The organism is Lederbergia lenta NBRC 16444 (genome assembly GCF_001591545.1).
In the GTDB taxonomy this organism is placed as follows: domain Bacteria; phylum Bacillota; class Bacilli; order Bacillales; family Bacillaceae_C; genus Lederbergia; species Lederbergia lenta.
In genome coordinates, this window is sequence record NZ_BCVC01000003.1 from 247,025 (window position 1) to 268,361 (window position 21,337).

At 38.4% G+C, this 21,337-nt stretch carries 18 protein-coding genes and 2 other annotated features; of the genes, 4 read left to right on the plus strand and 14 right to left on the minus strand.

All coding sequences use genetic code 11. From position 1 onward, the window contains the following. Positions 1 to 32 precede the first annotated feature (32 nt). The 4 genes from BLE01S_RS13340 to BLE01S_RS13355 form a co-directional block, all read right to left on the minus strand. Entirely contained in the window at positions 33 to 836 is an 804-nt protein-coding gene (locus BLE01S_RS13340) for an ABC transporter permease (protein ID WP_066142936.1), read from the minus strand. Next, the gene (locus BLE01S_RS13345; RefSeq protein WP_066142941.1) at positions 829 to 1,929 is read right to left on the minus strand and encodes an ABC transporter ATP-binding protein; all 1,101 of its coding nucleotides are present in this window, start codon (positions 1,927 to 1,929) and stop codon (positions 829 to 831) included. The genes BLE01S_RS13340 and BLE01S_RS13345 overlap by 8 nt, the downstream gene beginning before the upstream one ends. Before the next feature lie 17 nt (positions 1,930 to 1,946). Further along, entirely contained in the window at positions 1,947 to 2,489 is a 543-nt protein-coding gene (locus BLE01S_RS13350) for a helix-turn-helix domain-containing protein (RefSeq protein ID WP_066142946.1), read from the minus strand. A gap of 363 nt (positions 2,490 to 2,852) precedes the next feature. Then, positions 2,853 to 3,731 (minus strand): LysR family transcriptional regulator, encoded by an 879-nt coding sequence (locus BLE01S_RS13355; protein ID WP_066142949.1) that lies wholly within the window; start codon positions 3,729 to 3,731, stop codon positions 2,853 to 2,855. A gap of 115 nt (positions 3,732 to 3,846) precedes the next feature. Between BLE01S_RS13355 and BLE01S_RS13360 the strand changes: the two genes are divergently transcribed. Continuing rightward, a complete protein-coding gene (locus tag BLE01S_RS13360; RefSeq protein WP_066142952.1) occupies positions 3,847 to 4,869 on the plus strand; it encodes a YeiH family protein in 1,023 nt (340 codons plus the stop codon). 73 nt (positions 4,870 to 4,942) lie between these two features. On the opposite strand, the gene sspO is transcribed toward BLE01S_RS13360, so the two are convergent. From sspO to BLE01S_RS13390, 6 genes are all read right to left on the minus strand, one after another. Next, positions 4,943 to 5,092 (minus strand): small acid-soluble spore protein SspO, encoded by a 150-nt coding sequence (sspO, locus tag BLE01S_RS13365; RefSeq protein ID WP_066142955.1) that lies wholly within the window; start codon positions 5,090 to 5,092, stop codon positions 4,943 to 4,945. Positions 5,093 to 5,327: 235 nt separating this feature from the next. Beyond that, complete coding sequence (locus BLE01S_RS13370; RefSeq protein WP_066142958.1) at positions 5,328 to 7,340, minus strand: ABC transporter ATP-binding protein; 2,013 nt, start codon at positions 7,338 to 7,340, stop codon at positions 5,328 to 5,330. Further along, positions 7,340 to 9,097, minus strand: coding sequence for an ABC transporter ATP-binding protein (locus BLE01S_RS13375; protein WP_066142961.1), 1,758 nt, complete (start codon positions 9,095 to 9,097; stop codon positions 7,340 to 7,342). Before BLE01S_RS13375 ends, BLE01S_RS13370 begins: the two co-directional genes overlap by 1 nt. A 488-nt stretch (positions 9,098 to 9,585) precedes the next feature. Further along, positions 9,586 to 10,977: an anthranilate synthase component I gene (trpE, locus tag BLE01S_RS13380; protein WP_231955878.1), complete on the minus strand. Its 1,392-nt coding sequence runs from the start codon at positions 10,975 to 10,977 to the stop codon at positions 9,586 to 9,588. 65 nt (positions 10,978 to 11,042) lie between these two features. Next, positions 11,043 to 11,270, minus strand: a binding site (T-box leader). A 245-nt stretch (positions 11,271 to 11,515) separates the two neighbouring features. Further along, positions 11,516 to 11,764: a binding site (T-box leader), on the minus strand. 51 nt (positions 11,765 to 11,815) lie between these two features. Beyond that, positions 11,816 to 12,979, minus strand: coding sequence for an ABC transporter permease (locus BLE01S_RS13385; protein ID WP_066142964.1), 1,164 nt, complete (start codon positions 12,977 to 12,979; stop codon positions 11,816 to 11,818). After that, positions 12,972 to 13,718 (minus strand): ATP-binding cassette domain-containing protein, encoded by a 747-nt coding sequence (locus BLE01S_RS13390; RefSeq protein ID WP_066142967.1) that lies wholly within the window; start codon positions 13,716 to 13,718, stop codon positions 12,972 to 12,974. The genes BLE01S_RS13385 and BLE01S_RS13390 overlap by 8 nt, the downstream gene beginning before the upstream one ends. Before the next feature lie 544 nt (positions 13,719 to 14,262). Between BLE01S_RS13390 and BLE01S_RS13395 the strand changes: the two genes are divergently transcribed. After that, on the plus strand, positions 14,263 to 15,024 hold the full coding sequence (locus BLE01S_RS13395; RefSeq protein WP_111703374.1) for a threonine/serine exporter family protein: 762 nt from the start codon (positions 14,263 to 14,265) through the stop codon (positions 15,022 to 15,024). 16 nt (positions 15,025 to 15,040) lie between these two features. After that, positions 15,041 to 15,484: a threonine/serine exporter family protein gene (locus BLE01S_RS13400; RefSeq protein ID WP_066142973.1), complete on the plus strand. Its 444-nt coding sequence runs from the start codon at positions 15,041 to 15,043 to the stop codon at positions 15,482 to 15,484. A 36-nt stretch (positions 15,485 to 15,520) separates the two neighbouring features. Here BLE01S_RS13400 and BLE01S_RS13405 read toward each other — a convergent pair whose 3' ends face one another. Next, positions 15,521 to 15,718 carry a hypothetical protein gene (locus BLE01S_RS13405; protein ID WP_066142976.1) on the minus strand — a complete coding sequence of 66 codons (198 nt, stop codon included), beginning with the start codon at positions 15,716 to 15,718 and terminating at the stop codon, positions 15,521 to 15,523. Between the two features lie 599 nt (positions 15,719 to 16,317). Here BLE01S_RS13405 and BLE01S_RS13410 point away from each other — a divergent pair. Then, a complete protein-coding gene (locus BLE01S_RS13410) occupies positions 16,318 to 18,324 on the plus strand; it encodes a penicillin-binding transpeptidase domain-containing protein (protein ID WP_066142979.1) in 2,007 nt (668 codons plus the stop codon). Between the two features lie 380 nt (positions 18,325 to 18,704). Here the strand turns inward: BLE01S_RS13410 and BLE01S_RS13415 are convergent, their stop codons facing one another. The 3 genes from BLE01S_RS13415 to BLE01S_RS13425 form a co-directional block, all read right to left on the minus strand. Beyond that, complete coding sequence (locus BLE01S_RS13415; RefSeq protein ID WP_066142982.1) at positions 18,705 to 19,433, minus strand: DsbA family oxidoreductase; 729 nt, start codon at positions 19,431 to 19,433, stop codon at positions 18,705 to 18,707. A 27-nt stretch (positions 19,434 to 19,460) separates the two neighbouring features. Beyond that, positions 19,461 to 20,282 carry a prephenate dehydratase gene (gene pheA, locus BLE01S_RS13420; RefSeq protein WP_066142985.1) on the minus strand — a complete coding sequence of 274 codons (822 nt, stop codon included), beginning with the start codon at positions 20,280 to 20,282 and terminating at the stop codon, positions 19,461 to 19,463. A gap of 83 nt (positions 20,283 to 20,365) precedes the next feature. Continuing rightward, positions 20,366 to 21,295 (minus strand): manganese-dependent inorganic pyrophosphatase, encoded by a 930-nt coding sequence (locus BLE01S_RS13425; protein WP_066142988.1) that lies wholly within the window; start codon positions 21,293 to 21,295, stop codon positions 20,366 to 20,368. Positions 21,296 to 21,337 lie beyond the last annotated feature (42 nt).

Genomic DNA, 21,337 nt, shown 5'->3' on the forward strand with positions numbered 1-21,337 from the left:
TAAATATATATTAGGTAATTTACTTTTCACATTCACGCCAAATCACCTCGCTTCCGGCGCCCTGTAAGAATCATAATAATTGCCATAGCTATGATTAAAAATACAGCAATCGTTGCACCCATTCCCCAATCTTGCGTAACGAGAAAATGTTGTTCAATCGCTGTTCCTAACGTTATAACGCGATTACCTGAGATCAATCTTGTAATCATAAATAGAGAAAGCGCTGGTATAAATACAGCTTGACAGCCTGATTTTACGCCATCTAATGTTAATGGAAAGATCACACGCCTAAAAATTGTCCATCCCGATGCGCCGAGATCACTCGCAGCATCAGTAAAAGATGGATTTAATTTTTCCAAAGAATTATAAATTGGTAATATCATAAAAGGGATGAATATATATACGGCAACAAATTTAAAACTAAAATCGGTAAACAATATTTGTTTCGACCCTATTCCGATCACTTCCAAGAAGCTGTTTGCTGGGCCATATGTTCCGAACAAACCGAGAAAAGCATAAGCTTTTAAAAGCAGGTTGATCCATGATGGCAAGATAATTAGTAATAACCATAACTGTCTATGCTTCGTTTTCGTTAATAAATATGCCGTTGGATAGGAAATAAGTAGAGTAAAGCTAGTAATGAGAAAGGCATACCAAAAAGAACTGAGCGTCATTTTCAAATAGACAGGTGTAAAGAACCTTTGATAATTATTAATTGTAAAGTTACCTTCAATATCGAAGAAAGAATAATAACCAACAAGCAAGATGGGCGCAACAACGAACAAGGCAATCCATAGTACATAAGGAATGAGGTAAAAATTCCGGGTCCTATTCATGGCTTTCCTCATCATAAGCTTCTAATCGTTTATCAAACTCTTCTTCTGTTTCCCCAAACCTCATAACATGGATTGATTCTGGATCAAAATGAAGACCAATTTCATCCCCAGCATTTGCCTTTTTAGTCGAATGGACTAACCATTCGTTGCCATAATCATCATAGCAACTTATTTCATAATGAACACCGCGAAAAAGTTGTGAGTCCACTTTCACTTTCAACTTCCCCTGATCGTGCGCAGTAATTTCTAAATCTTCAGGTCTAATAACGATTTCCACAGGTTCATTTGCGTTAAGTCCCTGGTCAACACATTCAAACTGTTTACCGCCAAATTCGACTTGATAATCACGGATCATTTTGCCCTTAACAATATTCGACTCACCAATGAAATCTGCGACAAATCGATTAATCGGCTCATCATAAATATCAATTGGTGTCCCGCTTTGCTGAATTTTACCTTGGTTGATAACAAAAATTTCATCTGACATCGCAAGCGCTTCTTCTTGATCATGTGTGACAAATATAAATGTAATGCCTAGGCGCCTTTGAAGTTCACGTAGTTCATATTGCATTTCTGTCCTTAATTTTAAATCAAGCGCAGATAGCGGTTCATCGAGTAATATAACTTCGGGTTCATTTACAATAGCACGTGCAATTGCAACGCGCTGACGTTGACCACCGGACATTTCATTAATTTCTCTATTCTCGTATCCAGCCAGGTTAACAAATTTGAGTGCTTCTTTTACTTTTGCTTCAATGACTGACTTCTTCATTTTCTTTATACGTAAGCCAAATGCCACATTTTCAAACACATTTAAGTGTGGGAATAAAGCATAATCTTGAAATACTGTATTTACTTGACGCTCGTTTGCTGGAATTCTATTTATCTTTTTACCTTGAAAAAATATATTACCTTTCGTGGGTTGATTGAAGCCTGCTATTAAACGAAGAATTGTCGTTTTCCCACATCCAGAAGGGCCAAGCAATGTATAAAACTTACCTTTTTCAATTTCAAAACTGACATCATCTAATATGATTGTTTCATCGTATTGCTTCGAAACATTTTCAAAGCGAATTATTGTCTGATCTAGCATTACATGCCCTCCATTTCTTATAAATAAGATTCTGTTGCTACGAGAATAAGCTCGGATTTACCTTTATTAGCATTTGTAATTTGATGTTCGTTTGAGGCGTGAAAATATACAGATTCTCCTGCTTGAGCATAATATACGCGTTTTCCAAGAGTAATCTTTACCCTGCCAGCTAGAACATAAGCAAAGGTTTCAGATAGCGAAGGCTCAAATTGTTTAAATTCACCATTTTCCAGAAGGGTTAGCCTAATTGGCTCCATATCCTTTTCATTCGATTCGGGAACAAGCCATTTTATATCATACCCTCGTTCTTCATCGATATAATCAGTCTGATCATCTTCTCCATAGACTACCTTTTGTTCGCGTTCCTCTTCATCAAAAAATTGTTTTGGAGTACAACCCAAAACCTCCAATATATTAAAAAAAGTGTCTATAGCAGGAGAGCTTAATTCACGTTCTAATTGAGATATATAACCTTTACTCAGATCAGTACGCTCTCCTAATTCCTCTTGTGTAAGTCCTTTTTTTAGACGCAAATTTTTAATTTTATTCCCAATTCTCATTCATTTATCCCTCATGTCTGTTTATTATAAGTAAACTCGCAGTAAACTGAGTTTACCTATACCAAACTTATTGTTTACTCCTGGACCTAGTATATTATACATAACTGAGAGAATTGCGCAATACATTTTTTCCTTTCAAAAAAAGGATAAAATTAGCTAATCAAATGTTTGATTAGGAGAGTGAATGGTAGATGTACAAGGGATAACTGGATATATAATACGATGAGCGAAACAGTAGGTTATGAGGTATTTTACTGGCGGGCATAACATGCTTACAAGCCGTCATGATTAGATATGGGTGGTCTAAGGTGGACGAATTTAACGGTCATGATTTATGCATGACCGTTAATAAAAGTGGTACGCTTATTTATTCGCACGCACTAAGTCTAGAAATGTATCAAGTGCTTTTGTATTGTATGGCGACAATGTTACGATGGAAAATTTCCTTATGAAAGGAACTTCATCTGCATCTAATGTTTGCAGCGCCCCCATAGATAATTCTTTCCGAATCGCCCACTGTGATAGCAAACTAATCCCGAGTCCCGCTTCCACTGACTCCTTTATCAATTGTGTACTACCGAATTCCATTTTTTTATTTGGTGCAATTCCAAGCCTGCGGAATAATTGCTCGGTCGCTTCACGCGTTCCCGATCCTTTTTCTCGAACGATCCAGCTTGCCTGCTCCAACTCGCTCATCTTTACCTTCTCTGGTAGTTTTGCCAACGGATGTTTTGGAGACATGATGATATACATTCTATCTTCATCGAAAGCTTCGATATTAAGCTTTTTGTTCCTATAATCACCTTCTACAATACCTACATCCATTTGGTGCCCAAGTACAAGCTCTGCAATTTCTCGTGAATTACCAATCGCTACTGATGGGTGGATAAGTGGATATTGATCAAGCATTCTAGCAATAATATGGGGTAACACATATTCACCAAACGTGTAACTAGCGCCTATCGATATTGGACCGCTCGCCTTATTTGTAGCATCATCAACGAATCGCTGCATCTTTGTATACAGCCCTAATATTTCCTTCGCATGATGATAGACAATTTCTCCCGCTTTATTCAACCGTACATACTTATTGCTTCGCTCCAAAAGCCTCGTGCCAACTTCGCGTTCAAACGCTTGAATGTACTGGCTAACTGCAGGCTGAGTCATATGTAATTCTTCCGCCGCACGTGAAAAATTTTGTTTTTCAGCAACTGCGATAAAAACAATTAAATGCTGATCCACCTTTCAACACCTCCATTATAAAGAAAACTTATCATTGCTATTATAATGATTTATTTTCCTTATAACAAAATATAACTTATGCTGTAGAAGGCAATTAAATGTCGGAGGTTATTCTATGGGAAAACAACAAGCTAAACAACAATTTAATCAAGCCTCTTTTGTTCAGTGGGCTAGTGGGATTGCTTTTACTTTTTTGATTGCTTACTTTGGTTTTTTACTTACAAAGCTGCCTGGTTTTAGCATGGTGGGACAATTAGCTTCAGCGATTGTCATTGCTATTATTTACAGGCAAGTTTTCGGCTACCCTGAAGCGCTACGGTCAGGAATCGCCTTTTCTTCAAAAAAGCTCCTTAGATTTGCAATTATTTTATATGGATTAAAGTTGAATATTGGTACCGTTTTAACCGATGGGCTTGGCTTGTTGGTTAGAGATGCAGGTGTCATTATATTCGCGATCTTGGCAACCGTTTGGTTAGCTAGAAAGCTAAAAGCCAATCCGACAATTTCTATGCTACTTGGAGTCGGTACAGGCGTTTGTGGGGCTGCCGCCATTGCAGCTGTTGCGCCAATTATTAAATCGAAAGACGAAGATACAGCTATTAGCGTAGGTATTATTGCACTTGTCGGGACTATCTTTGCCATTACCTACACCTTGTTACGCCCCATTTTACCGTTGACTGATATTGAATATGGTATATGGGCTGGCGTCAGTATCCATGAAGTTGCACAAGTCGTACTAGCTGCGGCGTCTGGGGGGGAAGAAGCACTTGCTTTTGCTCTACTTGCAAAACTTGGGCGTGTATTTTTGCTCATACCACTATGTTTTATTTTTATGTATTGGATGAAGCGTAAGTCAACAGATGACAGTGGATCAGCTAAAATTGAGTTCCCTTGGTTTCTTGTTGGTTTTATATTAATGAGTATTTTCGGTAGCTTCGTGCTTGGTCATTCTATTCCTGTAACGGGTGAAACGCTAAACAGTATCTCCACTGCGACAACTTGGATACTTACCGCAGCCATGGTCGGTCTCGGTTTAAATGTGAGTCTTGGTGATTTACGTAAAAAGGCCTTAAAACCTCTCATCGCGATGGTTACGGTCTCAATCTTTGTTTCTGTTTTAACGTTCTTTATCGTTTAACTTTGCAAATCAACTTTAAAGTGTAATAAAAATCGAAAGCGAATTTTCATCTTCGCTTTCGATTTTGTTTTTATTATTGATTTTTCTTTCGTTTTTTATTGTTTAGTTTTTGAGTTACAGTTAATGGCTCATTTGAGAATTCTTCACTAAATTCTTCTCCCATGCCTTGCCCTTTCGCTGCATTCATACCTTGGAGACTGTGTTTTGCTTTCTTTTTACCCATTCAAATCACCTCCACATATATTTTGTGTTCTACTTTGATTAATTATGTAAAAAAGTGACCTGTCTCCCCAACTCTATAACATGCTGGGGGCCAGACCACTTTTTCAATTCTATTAGAGCAGCTATCCTTTAAGGTTCCTCGACTAAATCCGCCACTTCCTGTGGCAACGTCGACGCACTCACATCCTGCGAGCGCAGTTTGTACGTCGCTAAACGGGCGCTTACGCTTTTCTATTTCACATTGCTTTTTGTCCTATTTGTAGTTGGTACATTTGATAGTATTTTCCTTTTTGTTTCATTAGTTCTTCGTGGTTTCCGCGTTCGGCAATTTCTCCCCGGTCGAGTACGAGTATTTGGTCCGCGTTTTTAATGGTTGAAAGACGATGGGCGATGATAAAAGTGGTTCTGCCTTTTTTAAGGACATCCATCGCTTCTTGAATAATTGTTTCCGTCTCTGTATCAATACTAGATGTCGCTTCATCTAAGATTAAAATAGCTGGATCAAACGCGAGTGCTCGAGCAAAAGAAATGAGTTGTCGTTGTCCAGAAGACAGGGTGCTGCCTTTTTCAACGACACGCTCATCAAATCCATCTTCTAAATTTTTCAATACGTGATCCGCTCCAACAGCTTTTAAAGCAGCATTTACCTTATCTCGTGTAATTCTCGGATCATTCAAACTAACATTCGTCGCAATCGTTCCGGTAAACAAATATGGATCTTGCAAAACGATGCCCATATGGTCACGAAGCGTTTGCTTTGGAATGTCTTGAATATTTTTGCCGTCAATCCGGATCTCTCCCTCATTACAATCATAAAACCTAAACAACACATTCATGATTGAACTTTTTCCAGAGCCAGTATGGCCGACAAGCGCAACTGTATCGCCTTGCTTTGCTTCGAAATGAATATCTTTTAAAACATATTCCCCTTCCTTATAACCAAAATAAACATGGTCAAAAGTGACATTTCCTTTATAACGTCCCATTTTTTCAGTACTTACGTTTTCTCCCTTTTCATCAAGCAAGCGAAAAACGCGCTCACCTGCTACTAGTGCCTGCTCTAAATTAGCAAATTGATTGACAATATTTCCAACTGGATTAAATAAACGGTTAATGTAATCGACATAGGCATATAAGACACCTATCGTTACTACCGACTGTATACCCATTGCCCCACTTCCGAAATACCAAATGAAACCAACAAATACAAGATTTCGTAAAATACCTACAAAGTTATGAGAAGACAAGGAATTCAGTATAAGCAACTTATTTTGATATTGAAAATGAGTTTCATTTAATTCTTCAAATTCTTTGCTCATCTGTTTCTCTCGACGAAATGCTTGAATAATCGGCATCCCTTGAATGGACTCATTTATCATTGCATTCAATTCACTCACTTTAGAGCGAATGACATGATTATATTTTGATGCGTATTTTCGATAAAAGATCATCCATGCATACATAATCGGCATGAGGGCTAAACAAATGAATGCCAATCTTACGTCTAGAAAAAACATGGCAATATATATACCTGTAATATAAATCAAACCGGTGAAAAAGGTAGACAATACAGCCACATATAATTCTCTAATTGCTTCTGTATCGTTTGTTATTCTTGCCACTACTTTTCCAGCGGGTAAATCATCAAAATAGCGAATTGGAAGTCGTTGTACATGCGCAAAGATATCTGTCCGCATCTTTTGAATAATCCGGTTTGCCGCTTTCTGTAAATAAAAATATTGTCCATATTGAAAAATTGCCGAGATAATGAATAAACCCGCATACATGATGAGTAGCTTAATCATTGCTGGAAGCTCTGGTTGATAAAAACTCAACACTTCATTGACCGATAATTTATTGGCTTCAACCATAGTCTGCCTATCAGTCCCCGAGATGACAAGCTTTCCATCCCTCACTTCACGACTGCCTTCAAGAGGTATTTCAGAATGGATAAAATAAAAGCTTCTACCCTCTTGTAAAATCGTTGCTACACTTGCATGCTCATTTACCTTGGCCTTATCTAGATAACGTTCACGCACATAAGAATTCCCTTTATATTTAACAGATGATTCACTTTGATCTGTTTGCAACCAGTGATCCTCTATCCCTAAAATATGTTCATCAATTAGTGTTTTCGCTATAATTGGTTCCAGCACATCTGCACAAACAGAAATCGTCAACATTGCAAGGGCAGCAATAATGAGTCCTTTGAAATATAGGGCATATCGGAATAATCGTTTACCGACCATTATGCTTGCACCTCCCCTTCAAGCAAGCTCTCTACTTGCTGTCTATCATATTGCTCTTTATACCAACCCTTTGATGCTATTAATTGTTCGTGTGTTCCTTCTTCGATCACTTTCCCATCATCAAAAACAATAATCCAATCGGCATGCTCAATGGCCGATAAACGATGTGTGGTAATAATCGTCGTTTTCTCCTGTCTTTCCTTCCGTATATTTCTAATGATCCGCGATTCTGTTTTAGCATCAACAGCAGATAATGAATCGTCTAAAATGAGTAATTCTGGATTCTTTATCAATGCTCGAGCAATGGATATCCGTTGTTTTTGTCCTCCTGAGAGTGCTACTCCTTTTTCACCAACGAGCGTTTCCAAACCTTCTGGTAACATCGCTAAATCCTTTTCAAAATAAGCTAGGTGGATCGCTTTCTTCAAATCTGCCTCTGTCGCTTTTTCATCTCCAAACAATATATTTTCTCGCACACTTCTGGAAAATAGCACATGGTCCTGTGGGACATAACCGACCCAACTCCGCAACTGATCCTTCGACTGATCTGCAATACTAATATCAGAGATCATAATATCGCCTTGACCTAACGGGTATTCTCGTAAAAACTGTTTGATAAAGGTCGTCTTACCACTTCCCGTTTTTCCGACAACACCAATTGTTGCTCCTCGCCCTATCTCCAACGAAACGTCTTTTAAATTATCTGTATGTGAAGATGGATAGCGAAATACAGTTTGTGAGAATGCAATCTTCTCGGGTTGCTCAATCTGTTTGGGAACTTCCGGATCTTTTACATCTTCTTCGTAATTCAATATTGTCTGCACTCGATCCAATGAAGCATTACCTCGTTGCATCACATTGATTAATTCACCGATCGCAAACATCGGCCAAATAAGCATGCCTAGATAAACATTGAAGGAAACAAGATGGCCAAGTGATATTTCTTGATGAAAGACAAGATATGTCCCATATGACAATCCAATTACGTAACTGATACCAGTTATTACTTTGGTTATCGGATTAAAAAAGGCATCAATTTTTGCAACAGCAATATTTTTTTGATACACATCCTCTGTCATTTTTCGAAAATCGGATTCGCTTTCTTTTTCTTGAACATACGCCCTTATTACACGCACACCGGCAACTGCTTCCAGAACACTATCATTCATATCACCAAAAGCATCCTGAGCTGTCATAAAGCGCGTATGAATTTTCGCTCCAAGAATTTTTATAATTAATGCCAAGATCGGTAATGGTAATATAGCTGCAAGTGTTAATTTCCATGACACGAGAAATCCCATTGTCAATAATATCGTCAGCATATACATCGTCGAATCAAATAATGTTAAAATACCAAACCCCGCAGTTGTCGAAATGGCCCTTAAATCATTTGTCCCCCTCGCCATCAAATCCCCTGTACGGTTTTTCTCAAAAAAAGTTGGAGTCATTTTCAACAAATGATTCATTAATCGTGAACGAATTAACTTTTCTACAATAAATGCTCCACCGAAAAGCTGGTACTGCCATACGTAGGTTACCGCATAGTTGAATACAGAAATTCCAACCAATATTCCGATATAGAGAAGTAGTGTACTTTTTGTCATCGTACCAAGATGAATATGATCTATGCCTGCACCAAGTAAAAACGGCGGGATAACTTCAAATATATTTGCAACTCCAAGCAACACCAACGCACTTGCATATCTCTTCCAATGCTTTTTAAAGAACCATCCTAACTTTCCTAAAACACTAAACATCTGTTATCCTCCCCCTTACCATCGCTGTGATGGCAGCTACCCATTTTCTAGCTCCACTGTGATCATTAGTCGTCGAACGCTCTTTCTAGTCATTTCGTCTTCCTCCCTTTTCAAAATTTAAATCTGTCTTTTCCCTCAACCTTTCTATCTATTAAGAAACAGCATATTCACACTGAAATCTTCAAAATAAACATAAAAAAAGCATAGATGCGCCTAAGAAATGTGCGCATCTATGCTTCACATAAAAAAGACATGGAACTGAATCAGCCCGTGTCTTTATCTGTTAAGTAATATAAATTAACTTAAGACAGACAGGCTGATTCCATATTCAATTGATATAGACGAACAATTAATTTTTTCATGTTTTTCAGCCTCCCTTTCTTGAAGTTTTAATTATTTGAATGTTCATATCTTAGCACCGTGATTTTCCAATGTCAACGCTTTTATACATTTTTTATCAGATAGAAAATGTTATAGTAATTTCTTTCTCACTTAATTTTCGGGCTCAATAACGCCCTCGCTTTATTGATCGTTTCCATATATTCTCGTTCTGGCACGGAGTCAACTACAATACCAGCTCCAGCCTGTAAATATGCTTTTTGTTCTTTGATAACGAGTGAACGAATAGCAAGGGCAAAATCAATGTCTCCATTTGCATTAACATATCCGATTGCCCCTGCATAAACACCGCGTTTCGCTTCTTCTAGCTCATTAATGATTTGCATCGCTCGCGTTTTTGGCGCTCCTGAAACTGTTCCTGCCGGAAGACATGCTACAAGTGCATCTATTCCTGTTCTCCCATCAGCAAGCATTCCTTCCACTTCAGAAACGATATGCATGACATGACGATAATATTCTAATTTCATATATTTTTTTACATCAATACTTTCTGGAGAACAAATCTCTGACATATCTTCACGGCTTAAATCGACGAGCATCCTGTGCTCAGATAATTCCTTTTCATCTGCCATAAGTTCAGCAGCTAATCTCTGATCCTCTTCAGATGTTTCTCCACGCCTTCTAGTTCCTGCGATCGGATTTGTAGAGGCTTGACGTCCGTTCGTTTTAATAAAACTTTCCGGTGATGCACCTAAAACAACGTACTCATCAAAATCTAAATAAAACATATACGGTGATGGATTAGAATTTCTTAATACACGGTAAAAGTGGAATGGGTCAGTCTCTACCTTTCCGATCATTCTTTGTGATAATACCACTTGCAGAATCTCTCCATTTTTTACATATTCCTGCGCCATCTCAATTCTGCGGACGAACTCTTCTTTTTGCATTTGCGGTTGAAAGTCAATGGAACAATCAATAAGTGATTCATCTGTTTCTTTACGGGAAATCTGCTTTTGTAATTCCTCCAGTCGCTCATCCAGTTCTTCCTCAGAGCGATTTCCTTCCAAATCAATAGCTAATAAATAAATAGATTGCGCTAAATGATCAAATACAACGACATCTTGATAGATCATAAAATGAACATCTGGCATATCAATTTCATCTTCAAGCTCCACACCAATCTCTTTATATTGCCGGATCGCATCATAACCTACATATCCAACTGCTCCTCCGTAAAATGGAAACGGAAGATCTAAAGTTAATTCAGGCAATGCTGTCCGCAATATATTGAGGGGTAGTCCTGACTCCTCTTTCAACACTAGTCCATCTGAATTAATTACTTTTGTTTGATCACCCACACCGACAATCTCCGTCAATGGATTAACTCCGATAAATGAATAGCGACCTTGTTCGTTATGTTTCATTGAACTCTCCAATAAAAACTTCTTTACCCCTTCCAGTCGTAAAAACAAGGTAATCGGTGTTAACACATCACCATTTAATTTTCTTAGCTTATAATTCACATTTTTAGTTTGCATTTTTCATTCCCCTTTCTTTTTTTAAACAAAAAAGCCCTCAGATAAACACATAATAAACGTGTTTATCTGAGGGCGATCAATAACCGCGGTGCCACCTCATATTGGGCTCCTTCAGGCACGGGAATAAATTCCGATGCCCTATCCATATAACGGCGGAAAACCGTACTTCCCTACTAATATTCAGGAAATCGCTCGCAAGCCCATTCTGTGCAAGTTTTCGTACCGGATTCACACCACCACCGGCTCTCTGTACCGAAACTCTTGCACATACTCTCCTTGCTCTATACTTTAAAATTATTTAAGTTTGCTCACGTAGCGCACTTAAGCATTATACCTTCATTTCACTAAACAGGCGCTTCCGCTTTTCTTGTTGTCTAGCTCCAGCGCCCAGTGACTAGCAAACTTCGGTATTCTTTCTACGATAAGTTAACATCGAATCGCTTTGCTCTTCGTGTTTCCTTTATCTCGGCAGAATCCCTCCAGTTTGTACGTCACTAAACAGGCGCTTCCGCTTTTCTACGCAAAAAGGCCCCTCAATCCAAAGGACGAGGGACCGTGGTGCCACCTTTTTTCAGCTGTAAAACAGCGCTCATTCATTGCATTATGCAATTGCACAATGTATGCTCCCTTGTAACGACGGGATTTTCGCCAAAGCCTACGCCTCTTATAATCAAGGTTCGGTTTGGAAGCTCAGAAGTCCATTCATCTGTATGAATACACCGGTTTGCACCAACCACCGGCTCTCTTCAGTGACATACAGGTTACTACTCTTCATCATTGCGTGAGTTTTAAATTAGTTGTTTATGATAATATTAGAAATGTTCTGTAATGTCAACTATTATTTTCCAAGCATTAATCTGTGATTGCCAAAAAGTTTTGTCGCCACCGGAAATAAAACGACGATTAGCAATGCATAACTACCGGCTGCCACTGCAAATGCTCCTGCTGTTAATTGCCCACCGAAAGCATCACGAACGAATAAAAATAAATTCATAATTGGAATAGCATAGAGTGACACATTTAAGGCTTCACCTGCGAAGAACATGAACATCATTGGAAGGACAATGATACTGATGACTGGTGTAATATAATAACCAGCTTCTTTCACAGAATTCGCTAACATACTGAGGATCATTTCTACTTCTGCGATAAAAATCGCAAACAGCACTATTAACACAATGCTCATCGCTACAAATGTTGTTGGATTCGGTATCACTGCTAATCCTTTCTTCAATTCAGTTGTAAAGTTCATGAGTAGGCTAAGCACTCCGATACATAATATTCCCGTAAACATACCTAACAGAGATATAGTTAGCCATTTCGCTAACAGAATTTTTATTGGTTTCACTGGTGTGATGAGCAAAGCTTCAATTGTTTTCTTTTCCTTTTCCCCCGCAAACAGCTCTGTTGCGGACGGATATGACCCATTGGCAATCGCGATAGGAATCAACATTGGAAGCAATATAGCTAGCATATATGACGCGATCGCATTGTCCTCATCCTTTGTTGTTTTTGTTTTGATTTGAAAAACTTCCAAAATGTCGCTGTCAATATGATGACCAGCCAATCGAGTTTGAACCATTTCCTGTTGCCACTGTGTAAAGGCACCCATCACAACTGTTGAAGCATTAGAAGATTCCTGACTGCCCGGATCAAATAAAATCTCAACAGGGACTGTTTCCTGTGACTCAAACTTATTTTCCCATTCAGAATCGAGGACCAATCCAACTTGGACTTCCTTTTCTTCTACCGCCTTTTGAACATCAGTAAATGTTTCAATACTCATTGTTGGCATATACTTGCCAAGCTCCTCGAACAACTCTGCACCAGTTCCCTCCTCAACAGCGACCTTAAACTCATTCTCATTACTCGTTGTAAGAATTTTATCATAGAATAATGTAAGTCCCGCCATCATTAAGACAGGAAAAAGCACTAGCAAAGTAATACTTCGTTTATCTCTAAGCACATCTTTCATTTCTTTCAGAAAAATTGTTTTAAACATATAAACCTTCCCCCGCAACTTTAGACGTGAATAAATAATTAAGATCGCGACTGTTTTCCTGCTCGTACAGTTCTTCTAAAGCACCTTCGTAAACGATTTCCCCCTTGTGCATCATAATGATATTTTCACAAAGCTGGGCAATTTCCTCCATAATATGCGTGGAAAAGACAATCGTTTTACCTTCATTCTTATATTGATTAATAAATTCTCGAAAAATGTTCGATGAAGTGATATCCAGTCCAGTCGTTGGCTCATCGAATAAAACGATATCTGGATCATGGATGAGTGTGCGAGCAATCGCCACTTTTTGCTTCATTCCTTTAGAAAAACCTTCTACTTTTCTATCAAGATACTTTCCCATCCCAAACCGCTTTGCCAGCATGTCAATCTGATTTTTTATATCAAGTGCTGACATACTGTAAAGACTTCCAAAGTACTCTAGATTCTCCCGTGCGGTCAATCTATTATACAATCCGGTTTCCGATCCAAATAGGACCCCTAACCGAGACCTTACTTGAACTTTATTCTCAAAAATATTACGTCCTTCAAGCTTTATCGTTCCTTCATCCGGCTCTATCAACGTACTAAGCATACGTAGCAATGTCGTTTTACCGGCACCATTTTCTCCAATTAATCCGACAACATGCCCCTTTTGGATATTTAATGATATATGATCAACAGCTTTGACATATTGCTTTTTGTCCTTAAATTGTTTAGAAACTTGATCTACTACAATCATGCCGTTCATCTCCCCTTTGGTATTTTGTCATTCTATTGTACGATCCATTCTCTATCCTGTCTGCATCTTATTATGAGAAAGGACCTTCGTAACTTGTATAGAGGGAAAACTTTGTTTAACATGCAGGTGAAAAATGCTCTATAATAATGTATAGCATTTCTATAGAGGTTTCAGTACGGATGTAGGGATTGTCGATACTAGTATGATAGATCTTGATAAACTATATTTCACCTTATAGGAGAAATGTGGAGATTATTTTTGCAGAACGGCAAAAAGTACTCCAACGCTACAATCCTCTGAATATAAGAAAAAAACGAATGAACACATCTATTTTAGCCCAACATGTAGAAGACAAGTAGGATATAGACGATTAGTTGAAAGATACAGTAACACGAAGTTTTGCAAGGAAAGCGAGCTCAACAAAAACCAAAGGAATTAGTACAAAGTAAATAATGAGATCGCAAAACCATACATATTACTTTTACTTCGAATACCAACATTCTCGTTGTCACTACATGAGGTTCATCATAGTGGAGGCTGATTTATATTGAATGATATTACATATTGTGAACAGACAATTGTTAAAGCTTGTCTACTCGCAGGGCGGATTATGATGCAATGCGGTGCGGAAACGTATCGAGTGGAAGATACGATGAAGAGAATGGCAGATGCTTTTGGTATTCTTGAAAGTCAAAGCTTTGTCACACCGACTGGGATTATTTTTTCCTTGGACGGTTTAAGCCCTACCCATCTTGCACGAATTAATGAACGAGGTACCGATTTAGAGAAAATAGCGGAAGTAAATCGGATTTCACGCATGATATCAAGCAAGCAGCTAAACGCAGAGGAAGCTCTGTTAAAGCTTCAAGAATTAGACAAGGCTCGGCTGGCTTTTCCTATCTGGTTGCAAATCGCTGCAGCGGCGTTCGCAAGCGGAAGTTTTTCTATCATGTTTGATGCTGGCTGGTCGGATTTTCTACCAGCCTTTTTCGCAGGTGGCACTGGCTTATTTATTTTAGTATTGACACATTACTTTACGAAGGTTAAACTATTCGCGGAATTTTCCGCGGCTTTCGTCGTTGGGTTAAGTACACTACTAATCGTCCGAAGCGGCTGGGGTCATGAACTCGATTTAATTATCCTAGCCTCTGTTATGCCGTTAGTCCCCGGATTATTAATTACTAATGCCATTCGCGATCTGATGGCCGGCCATTTTGTTTCAGGTCTCTCTAAAGGCGCTGAGGCATTTTTAACTGCCTTCGCAATTGGTGCAGGAGTGGCGGTTGTATTTTTATTATGGCTTTGATTGAGAGGAGATTAAGATGGATAAAATACTTATTCACGCCTTGCTAAGTTTTATTGCAACTGCAGGATTTGGTATTATTTTCAATGCACCTAAAAAGTCATTAATTCAATGTGGACTTGTTGGTATGATCGGATGGATGGTGTACTGGTCCATGTTAAATGTGAGTTATGACGTTGCTATTGCCGCTTTCTCAGGGGCTTTTGCTGTAGCGCTCATTGGCCACGTAATGGCAAAGCGCTACAAGATGCCGATAATTATTTTTATCGTTGCAGGAATAATCCCCCTCGTTCCCGGTGGATCAGCTTACGACGCCATGCGTCACGTAGTGAGCAATGATTATTCCGGAGCTATTCCGCTTGCTACAAAAGCTTTCATCGTCTCAGGTGCCATTGCAATGGGTCTCGTATTCGCTGAGGTATTAGTACAATCTACGATGAAATTAATCCGGTTACCAAAATAACTCCCTGCCTATTGGACTGGGAGTTTCTTATATGGTTCAATTTTCTTTATTTTTCGGTTGATCAAATTTCCCTTTGAAATTCACACGATAATTTATATAATTAAGAACTAAACCTAAAATTACGCCAACAATTAAAATGATATAACCAACGTTCGTTCTTACCTTCATTCCGTACCATATACACGCTACATAAAATAGCAAAATAAGAATGCGAATAATAAAATATTTTTTCACCCTATATACCTCCTCTCTGGATTCGCCTTACTATCAATAAATGCTCACTGATAATAAGACCGTAAAACATAGCCACGCCTAGTCCATGGCAGTATATAATGCTATCGCCATCGTTTAAATTCGTCTCGGTATATTTAAATGTTGCTCCAAACTTGCCAAGCACTCTTACCAAACCTAAGTATGGCACTATATATAATTACGATCAATCCAAAAGCTAGTGTCACTTCGATTGGTAGTTTATAGGAAAACAAAAGTCGGTCAACATTGTTTACTACATTCTATTAAAACGAAACTGTCCTAACACCGCTACCCCTTTCTATTTTGCATATGTTGATAGGATGTAATAGCCTCTTTTGGATGTTTGCAACCTGAGATGATAGCATTTAGATAAACAATTGATTGGTTAGCATTTTTACCGCGATCTTTACTTTACCAAAAGAAAACACATCTGTCTTATATACAAATCCTGCATCAATATTACCAGTTTTAACATATAACAAAAAGCATATATTATTATCAAAATTGTGTGATAACAACTATGATTATATTTTGTTCACACCCAATAAATGTTATAATGGCTATACAAGGGGAGGTACATAATGAAAAAACACATAACTATTTTATTACTATTCATCGTGGTTTTTACGATAGCCGGATGTAAAAGTAAGGAGCCGCAACCAGAGGATCGATTTGCGGAATATGTAAAGCTTTGGAACGATCATAAGTTTAATAAGATGTATGATTACTTATCCACTGAATCGAAAGAAGAGATTTCGAAAGAGGAATTTACTAATCGTTACAGTAAAATATATGAAGATTTAGAGATTGAAAATTTATCTGTAAAATTCAATAAACCAGAAGAAGCAAGCGATACAAAGGAAGAGCAAATCCCCTTTCCTTTTTCAGTAAAAATGGAAAGCTTAGCTGGAGAAATTGCCTTTGATCACGAAGCAACTTTAGTGAAAGAGGAACATGATGAAACAAACAACTGGTTTGTAAACTGGGATACAACTTTTATTTTCCCCGAACTTGAAAATGGGGATAAAATTTCTCTTCCTACTATTTCTGCTCAACGCGGAGCTATTATCGATAAGAATGGCATCGGACTTGCAGAAACTGGTCAAGCACTCGAGATTGGTATAGTTCCTCAAGATATGGAAGGTCAGGAAGAGGAAATTATAAAGAATGTTTCTAAGACACTTGACGTAAGTATCGAACAAATTAAAAGCGCATTAGGAGCATCTTGGGTGCAACCCGGACATTTCGTACCAATCAAAAAAGTGGCAAGCGATGACACCGAGCTTTTAGACCAGGTGCTAAGCATTCAAGCTGTCCAAGGTATGAAAGTGGAAGCAAGGGTTTATCCGTTAGGTGAAGCCGCAGCACATTTAACTGGTAACATCGGCCCTATTACAGCAGATGAACTGGAAAAAAACAAAGGAAAAGGGTATAGCAGTACAGATATGATTGGCAAAAGAGGTTTAGAGAAAGTACTAGAAGAAAAATTAAAAGGTGAACAAGGCGTTAAAATTGTCATCAACAAAGAAGACGGATCAGAAGTCATCCTTGCTGAAAAGCCAGTTAAGGACGGAGAAAATGTTCAGTTAACGATCGATAGTACATTACAAACAACAATATATGAAGAAATGGCGGGCAAACCAGGCACAGCCACAGCGATTAACCCAATGACTGGAGAAACACTTGCCTTGGTCAGTAGCCCTAGTTTTAATCCAAATGTACTTTCTCTCGGAGCAACAAATGAAGAATGGGCAGCTCTGCAAGATGATCCTAATAAACCTTTAACCATTCGTTTTAATAAAAGCTCTGCTCCTGGTTCTGTTATTAAACCAATAACAGCAGCAATTGAATTAAATGAAGGTGCGATCGATTGGAAGAAGGCATTGGATATTAAGGATTTAACATGGCAGAAAGATGCATCATGGGGTGGATACAAAGTAAAAAGAGTATCTAATCCAGGGGTACCAATCGATTTGGAAAAAGCTTTAATATACTCTGATAATATTTATTTTGCACAGACAGCAATTGAGCTTGGCAAAGATAAGTTCATTTCCGGTTTAAAAAACTTCGGTTTCGATGAAGAACTCGATTTTCTCTATCCAATGGAAGTTTCGCAAATCGGTGATATTGACTCAGACATTGCTTTAGCCGATTCCAGCTATGGACAAGGACAAATAGAAATGAGTCCATTACATTTAGCGAGCGCGTATACTCCATTTATGAACAAAGGAAATATGATTAAACCCATTTTGCAAATAGATGAAGACACTGGACAGGTTTGGAAGAAAAATGTTGTCAGTGAAGAGGAAGCGAACAATATTCACCAAGCACTTATCAAAGTAGTTGAGGATCCAAACGGGACTGCTCGCGGTGCAAGAATACCAGATTACCAGCTTGCCGGGAAAACTGGTACAGCAGAGTTTAAAGAAAAACAAGGTGAAAAAGGAAAAGAAAATGGTTGGTTTGTAGCCTATAAGAAAGATAATCCAGATTTATTAATTGCTTTAATGGTAGAAGGTGTTGAAGAAGGCGGTGGATCAGGGTTGGCTGTGGACAAAGTGAAAAACATCTTTACAAAAGTTAAATAACACCAAGATATCTTGAACTGTCGTGAAAAACACGACAGTTTTTTCTATTTCAAGTAATTATCTAGCATCATAGTTATACTGAAAAAGAGTCCCAAAATAGTGATCGCCTGTATTTAGGTTACAACAGATAGTAAGTTGTTTACGACGGCTTGTAAGTTTGCCGCAATCGCCAGTATCCGACGCATGATAGACAGTAATTGGATACTGACCGCCTGTAAATACAAAAAGGCATCTATTTATTTCAAGCCAAAGTCTCAAGGTGTGACATTTTAGCAGTGTAGGTAATGGTATCCGACCTAAAGGCTACCTTTTCCATGAAAAAAGCAAAAAAAAAAAAAAAACAGACACCCTTGTATCATGAGCATCTGTTTACTTTCACCTTATTTATCGTCAGGAACAGCGCAACCATCATCTGTGCAACTTGTATCTTCCGCATTACTTCCCGATACATCCTCTAGGACTGGAGCAGTATTCGCTTCTGTCCATGCCTTTTGAATGGCCCCAAGAAATGTTTCTGGAGTTTGTGCACCAGAAATAGCATATTTTTGGTTAATAACAAAAAACGGCACACCACGCACACCAATTTGCTGGGCAGTTTTTTGATCAAAGCGAACATCATCCGCATAAGCTTGTTCGTCATTTAAAACAGTTAATGCTTCTTCGCGAGTAACCCCAACTGTTTCAGCAATATCAGCTAATACATCTTTGTCTGCAACGTTTTTTGATTCTGTAAAATACGCATATAGTAGCTTTTCAGTCAATTGTGCATCTTTCCCTAGTTTCTTGGCAAAATGTGCAAGCCGATGTGCATCAAAAGTATTCGTTGGTTTCATATTATCAAAGTTGAACGTCAATCCAACACTCGCTGCCTGTTCACCGATTCCAGCATTCATCTCTTTTGCTTTTTCAATCGACATACCGTACTTAGATGCGAGCACTTCTTGCATGCTTTGCTTGCTATCTTTCGGAGAGTTCGGGTCTAATTCAAAGCTCTTAAACTCAAGTTTCACTTCATCACGATTTTCGAACTGTGTAAGTGCTTCTTCTAAACGGCGTTTACCAATATAGCAAAACGGACAAACAAAATCTGACCAAATTTCAATTTTCATTTTGGCACCTCATCATTATATAATTCCTTATAAATGCTTCGCGTTATAGCTTCCTAAAACGCGAACATCATACCCGTAAGTTTCCAAGATTGTTATTGCTTTCTGCAAATTTTTCTCATGTACTCCTTCTCCCGCTTCCAGAAAGAAACGATATGTTCCCAATTTAACTTTCGTTGGTCTTGATTCAATCCAAGTCAGGTTGACACCTAATGAAGAAAATACGTTTAAGATTACTGCAAGTAGTCCAGGACGATCTTCCGTCGGTGTTACAAGTAGCATCGTTTTCTCTGCTACCCCTTTTGCGGCTTCCTTTTTTGATAAAATAAGAAACCGAGTGGAATTACCTTCAAAGTCTTGTATATTACTCTTAGCTATTTTTAAACCAAATGTTTTTGCTGCCAGCTCCGAAGCGATTGCCCCTGCATCAAGCCTATCTTCATTTTTCAAAGATTCAGCAGCTTGCGCCGTACTACTATAATGTTTCGTCTCAGCTTTTAGCTCTCTCGTATATGTTCGACATTGGGCCAAAGCTGGCGGGATCGACCAAACTTCTTTAATATTTTCCAAATTGGCATCTTCTACCGTTAATAAATGAAGTGTAACAGGCAATATCGCTTCCCCTTCCACCCACACTTCATAGTTTGTTAAACCATCTGTTGTCATTGTAATTGTACCTTCAATCGCATTCTCAATTGGTACGATTCCTTTATCCACTCGTTCTTCAGCAACTGCTTCAAGTACATCGAGGATTGTTCCATGATCTATCGTCGTAATTTCCTCATCTGAAAAGTATTTTAATGCTGCTTCTTCAGAAAATGTTCCTTTTGGTCCTAAATATGCTACTTTCAAAATTAACAAACTCCTTTTCATATCCTCAAATAGCATTGCAGTTTTACGATCAGAAAGAGGACAGCATTATGCTGTCCTTTTCTTTATTTACTTAATGCTTCAGTTAGTGGTGGGACGATTTGTTTCTTCCTTGAAACGATGCCTTTTAATAATGCTTTATTATTATCAAGTGTCACATTGAATGCTTGCTCTACCGTTTCAGCAGCTTGTCCAACAGCTATTGCAGTGGAATCATTCGTTAGAATATCTGTCACGACAAAAAGGAATAAGTCTAGCTCCTTTTCAGCAACTACATTAGCAAGCGCAGCTTCAATCTCTGCCTTCCGTGCTAATACATCATCAACACCAACAGCATTAACTTGTGCAATTTCAACTTTTGCACTACCCATGTTGAACTCTTTTGCATCTAGGGAAAGTAATTGTTCTACTGTTTTCTCACTTATATCTGCTCCAGCTTTTAACATATCAAGACCATAGCTATCAGCGTCCACACCAGCGATTTCCGCTAATTCTTTTGCGGCAGCAATATCTTGTTCTGTACATGTCGGAGACTTAAATAGCAATGAATCTGAAATAATCGCAGATAGCATAAGCCCAGCCATCTTTTTATCTATTTCTAGATTGTTTTCTTTATAAATTTTATTCAAAATTGTAGCAGTACATCCGACTGGCTCTGCACGGAAATAGAGTGGATCACTCGTTTCGAAATTCGCAATGCGATGGTGATCAATTACTTCTATTACTTGCACTTGATCAATATCTGCTACGCTCTGTTGTCTTTCGTTGTGGTCTACTAGAATAACTTGATTCGTTTCATTTGCTACTGTCTCCACTTGTCGAGGAGCATTTACTTGAAAATAATCCAACGCAAATTGTGTCTCACCGTTCACTTCACCTAAGCGAACTGATTCCACATTCAAGCCAAGCCTTGATTTCACATCAGCATATACAAGCGCTGAACAAATGGTATCTGTATCTGGGTTTTTATGTCCGAAAATAAGTATTTTTTCCATGTCATTCTCCTTGATTATATGTAATTTTTGAGGACTACCTCG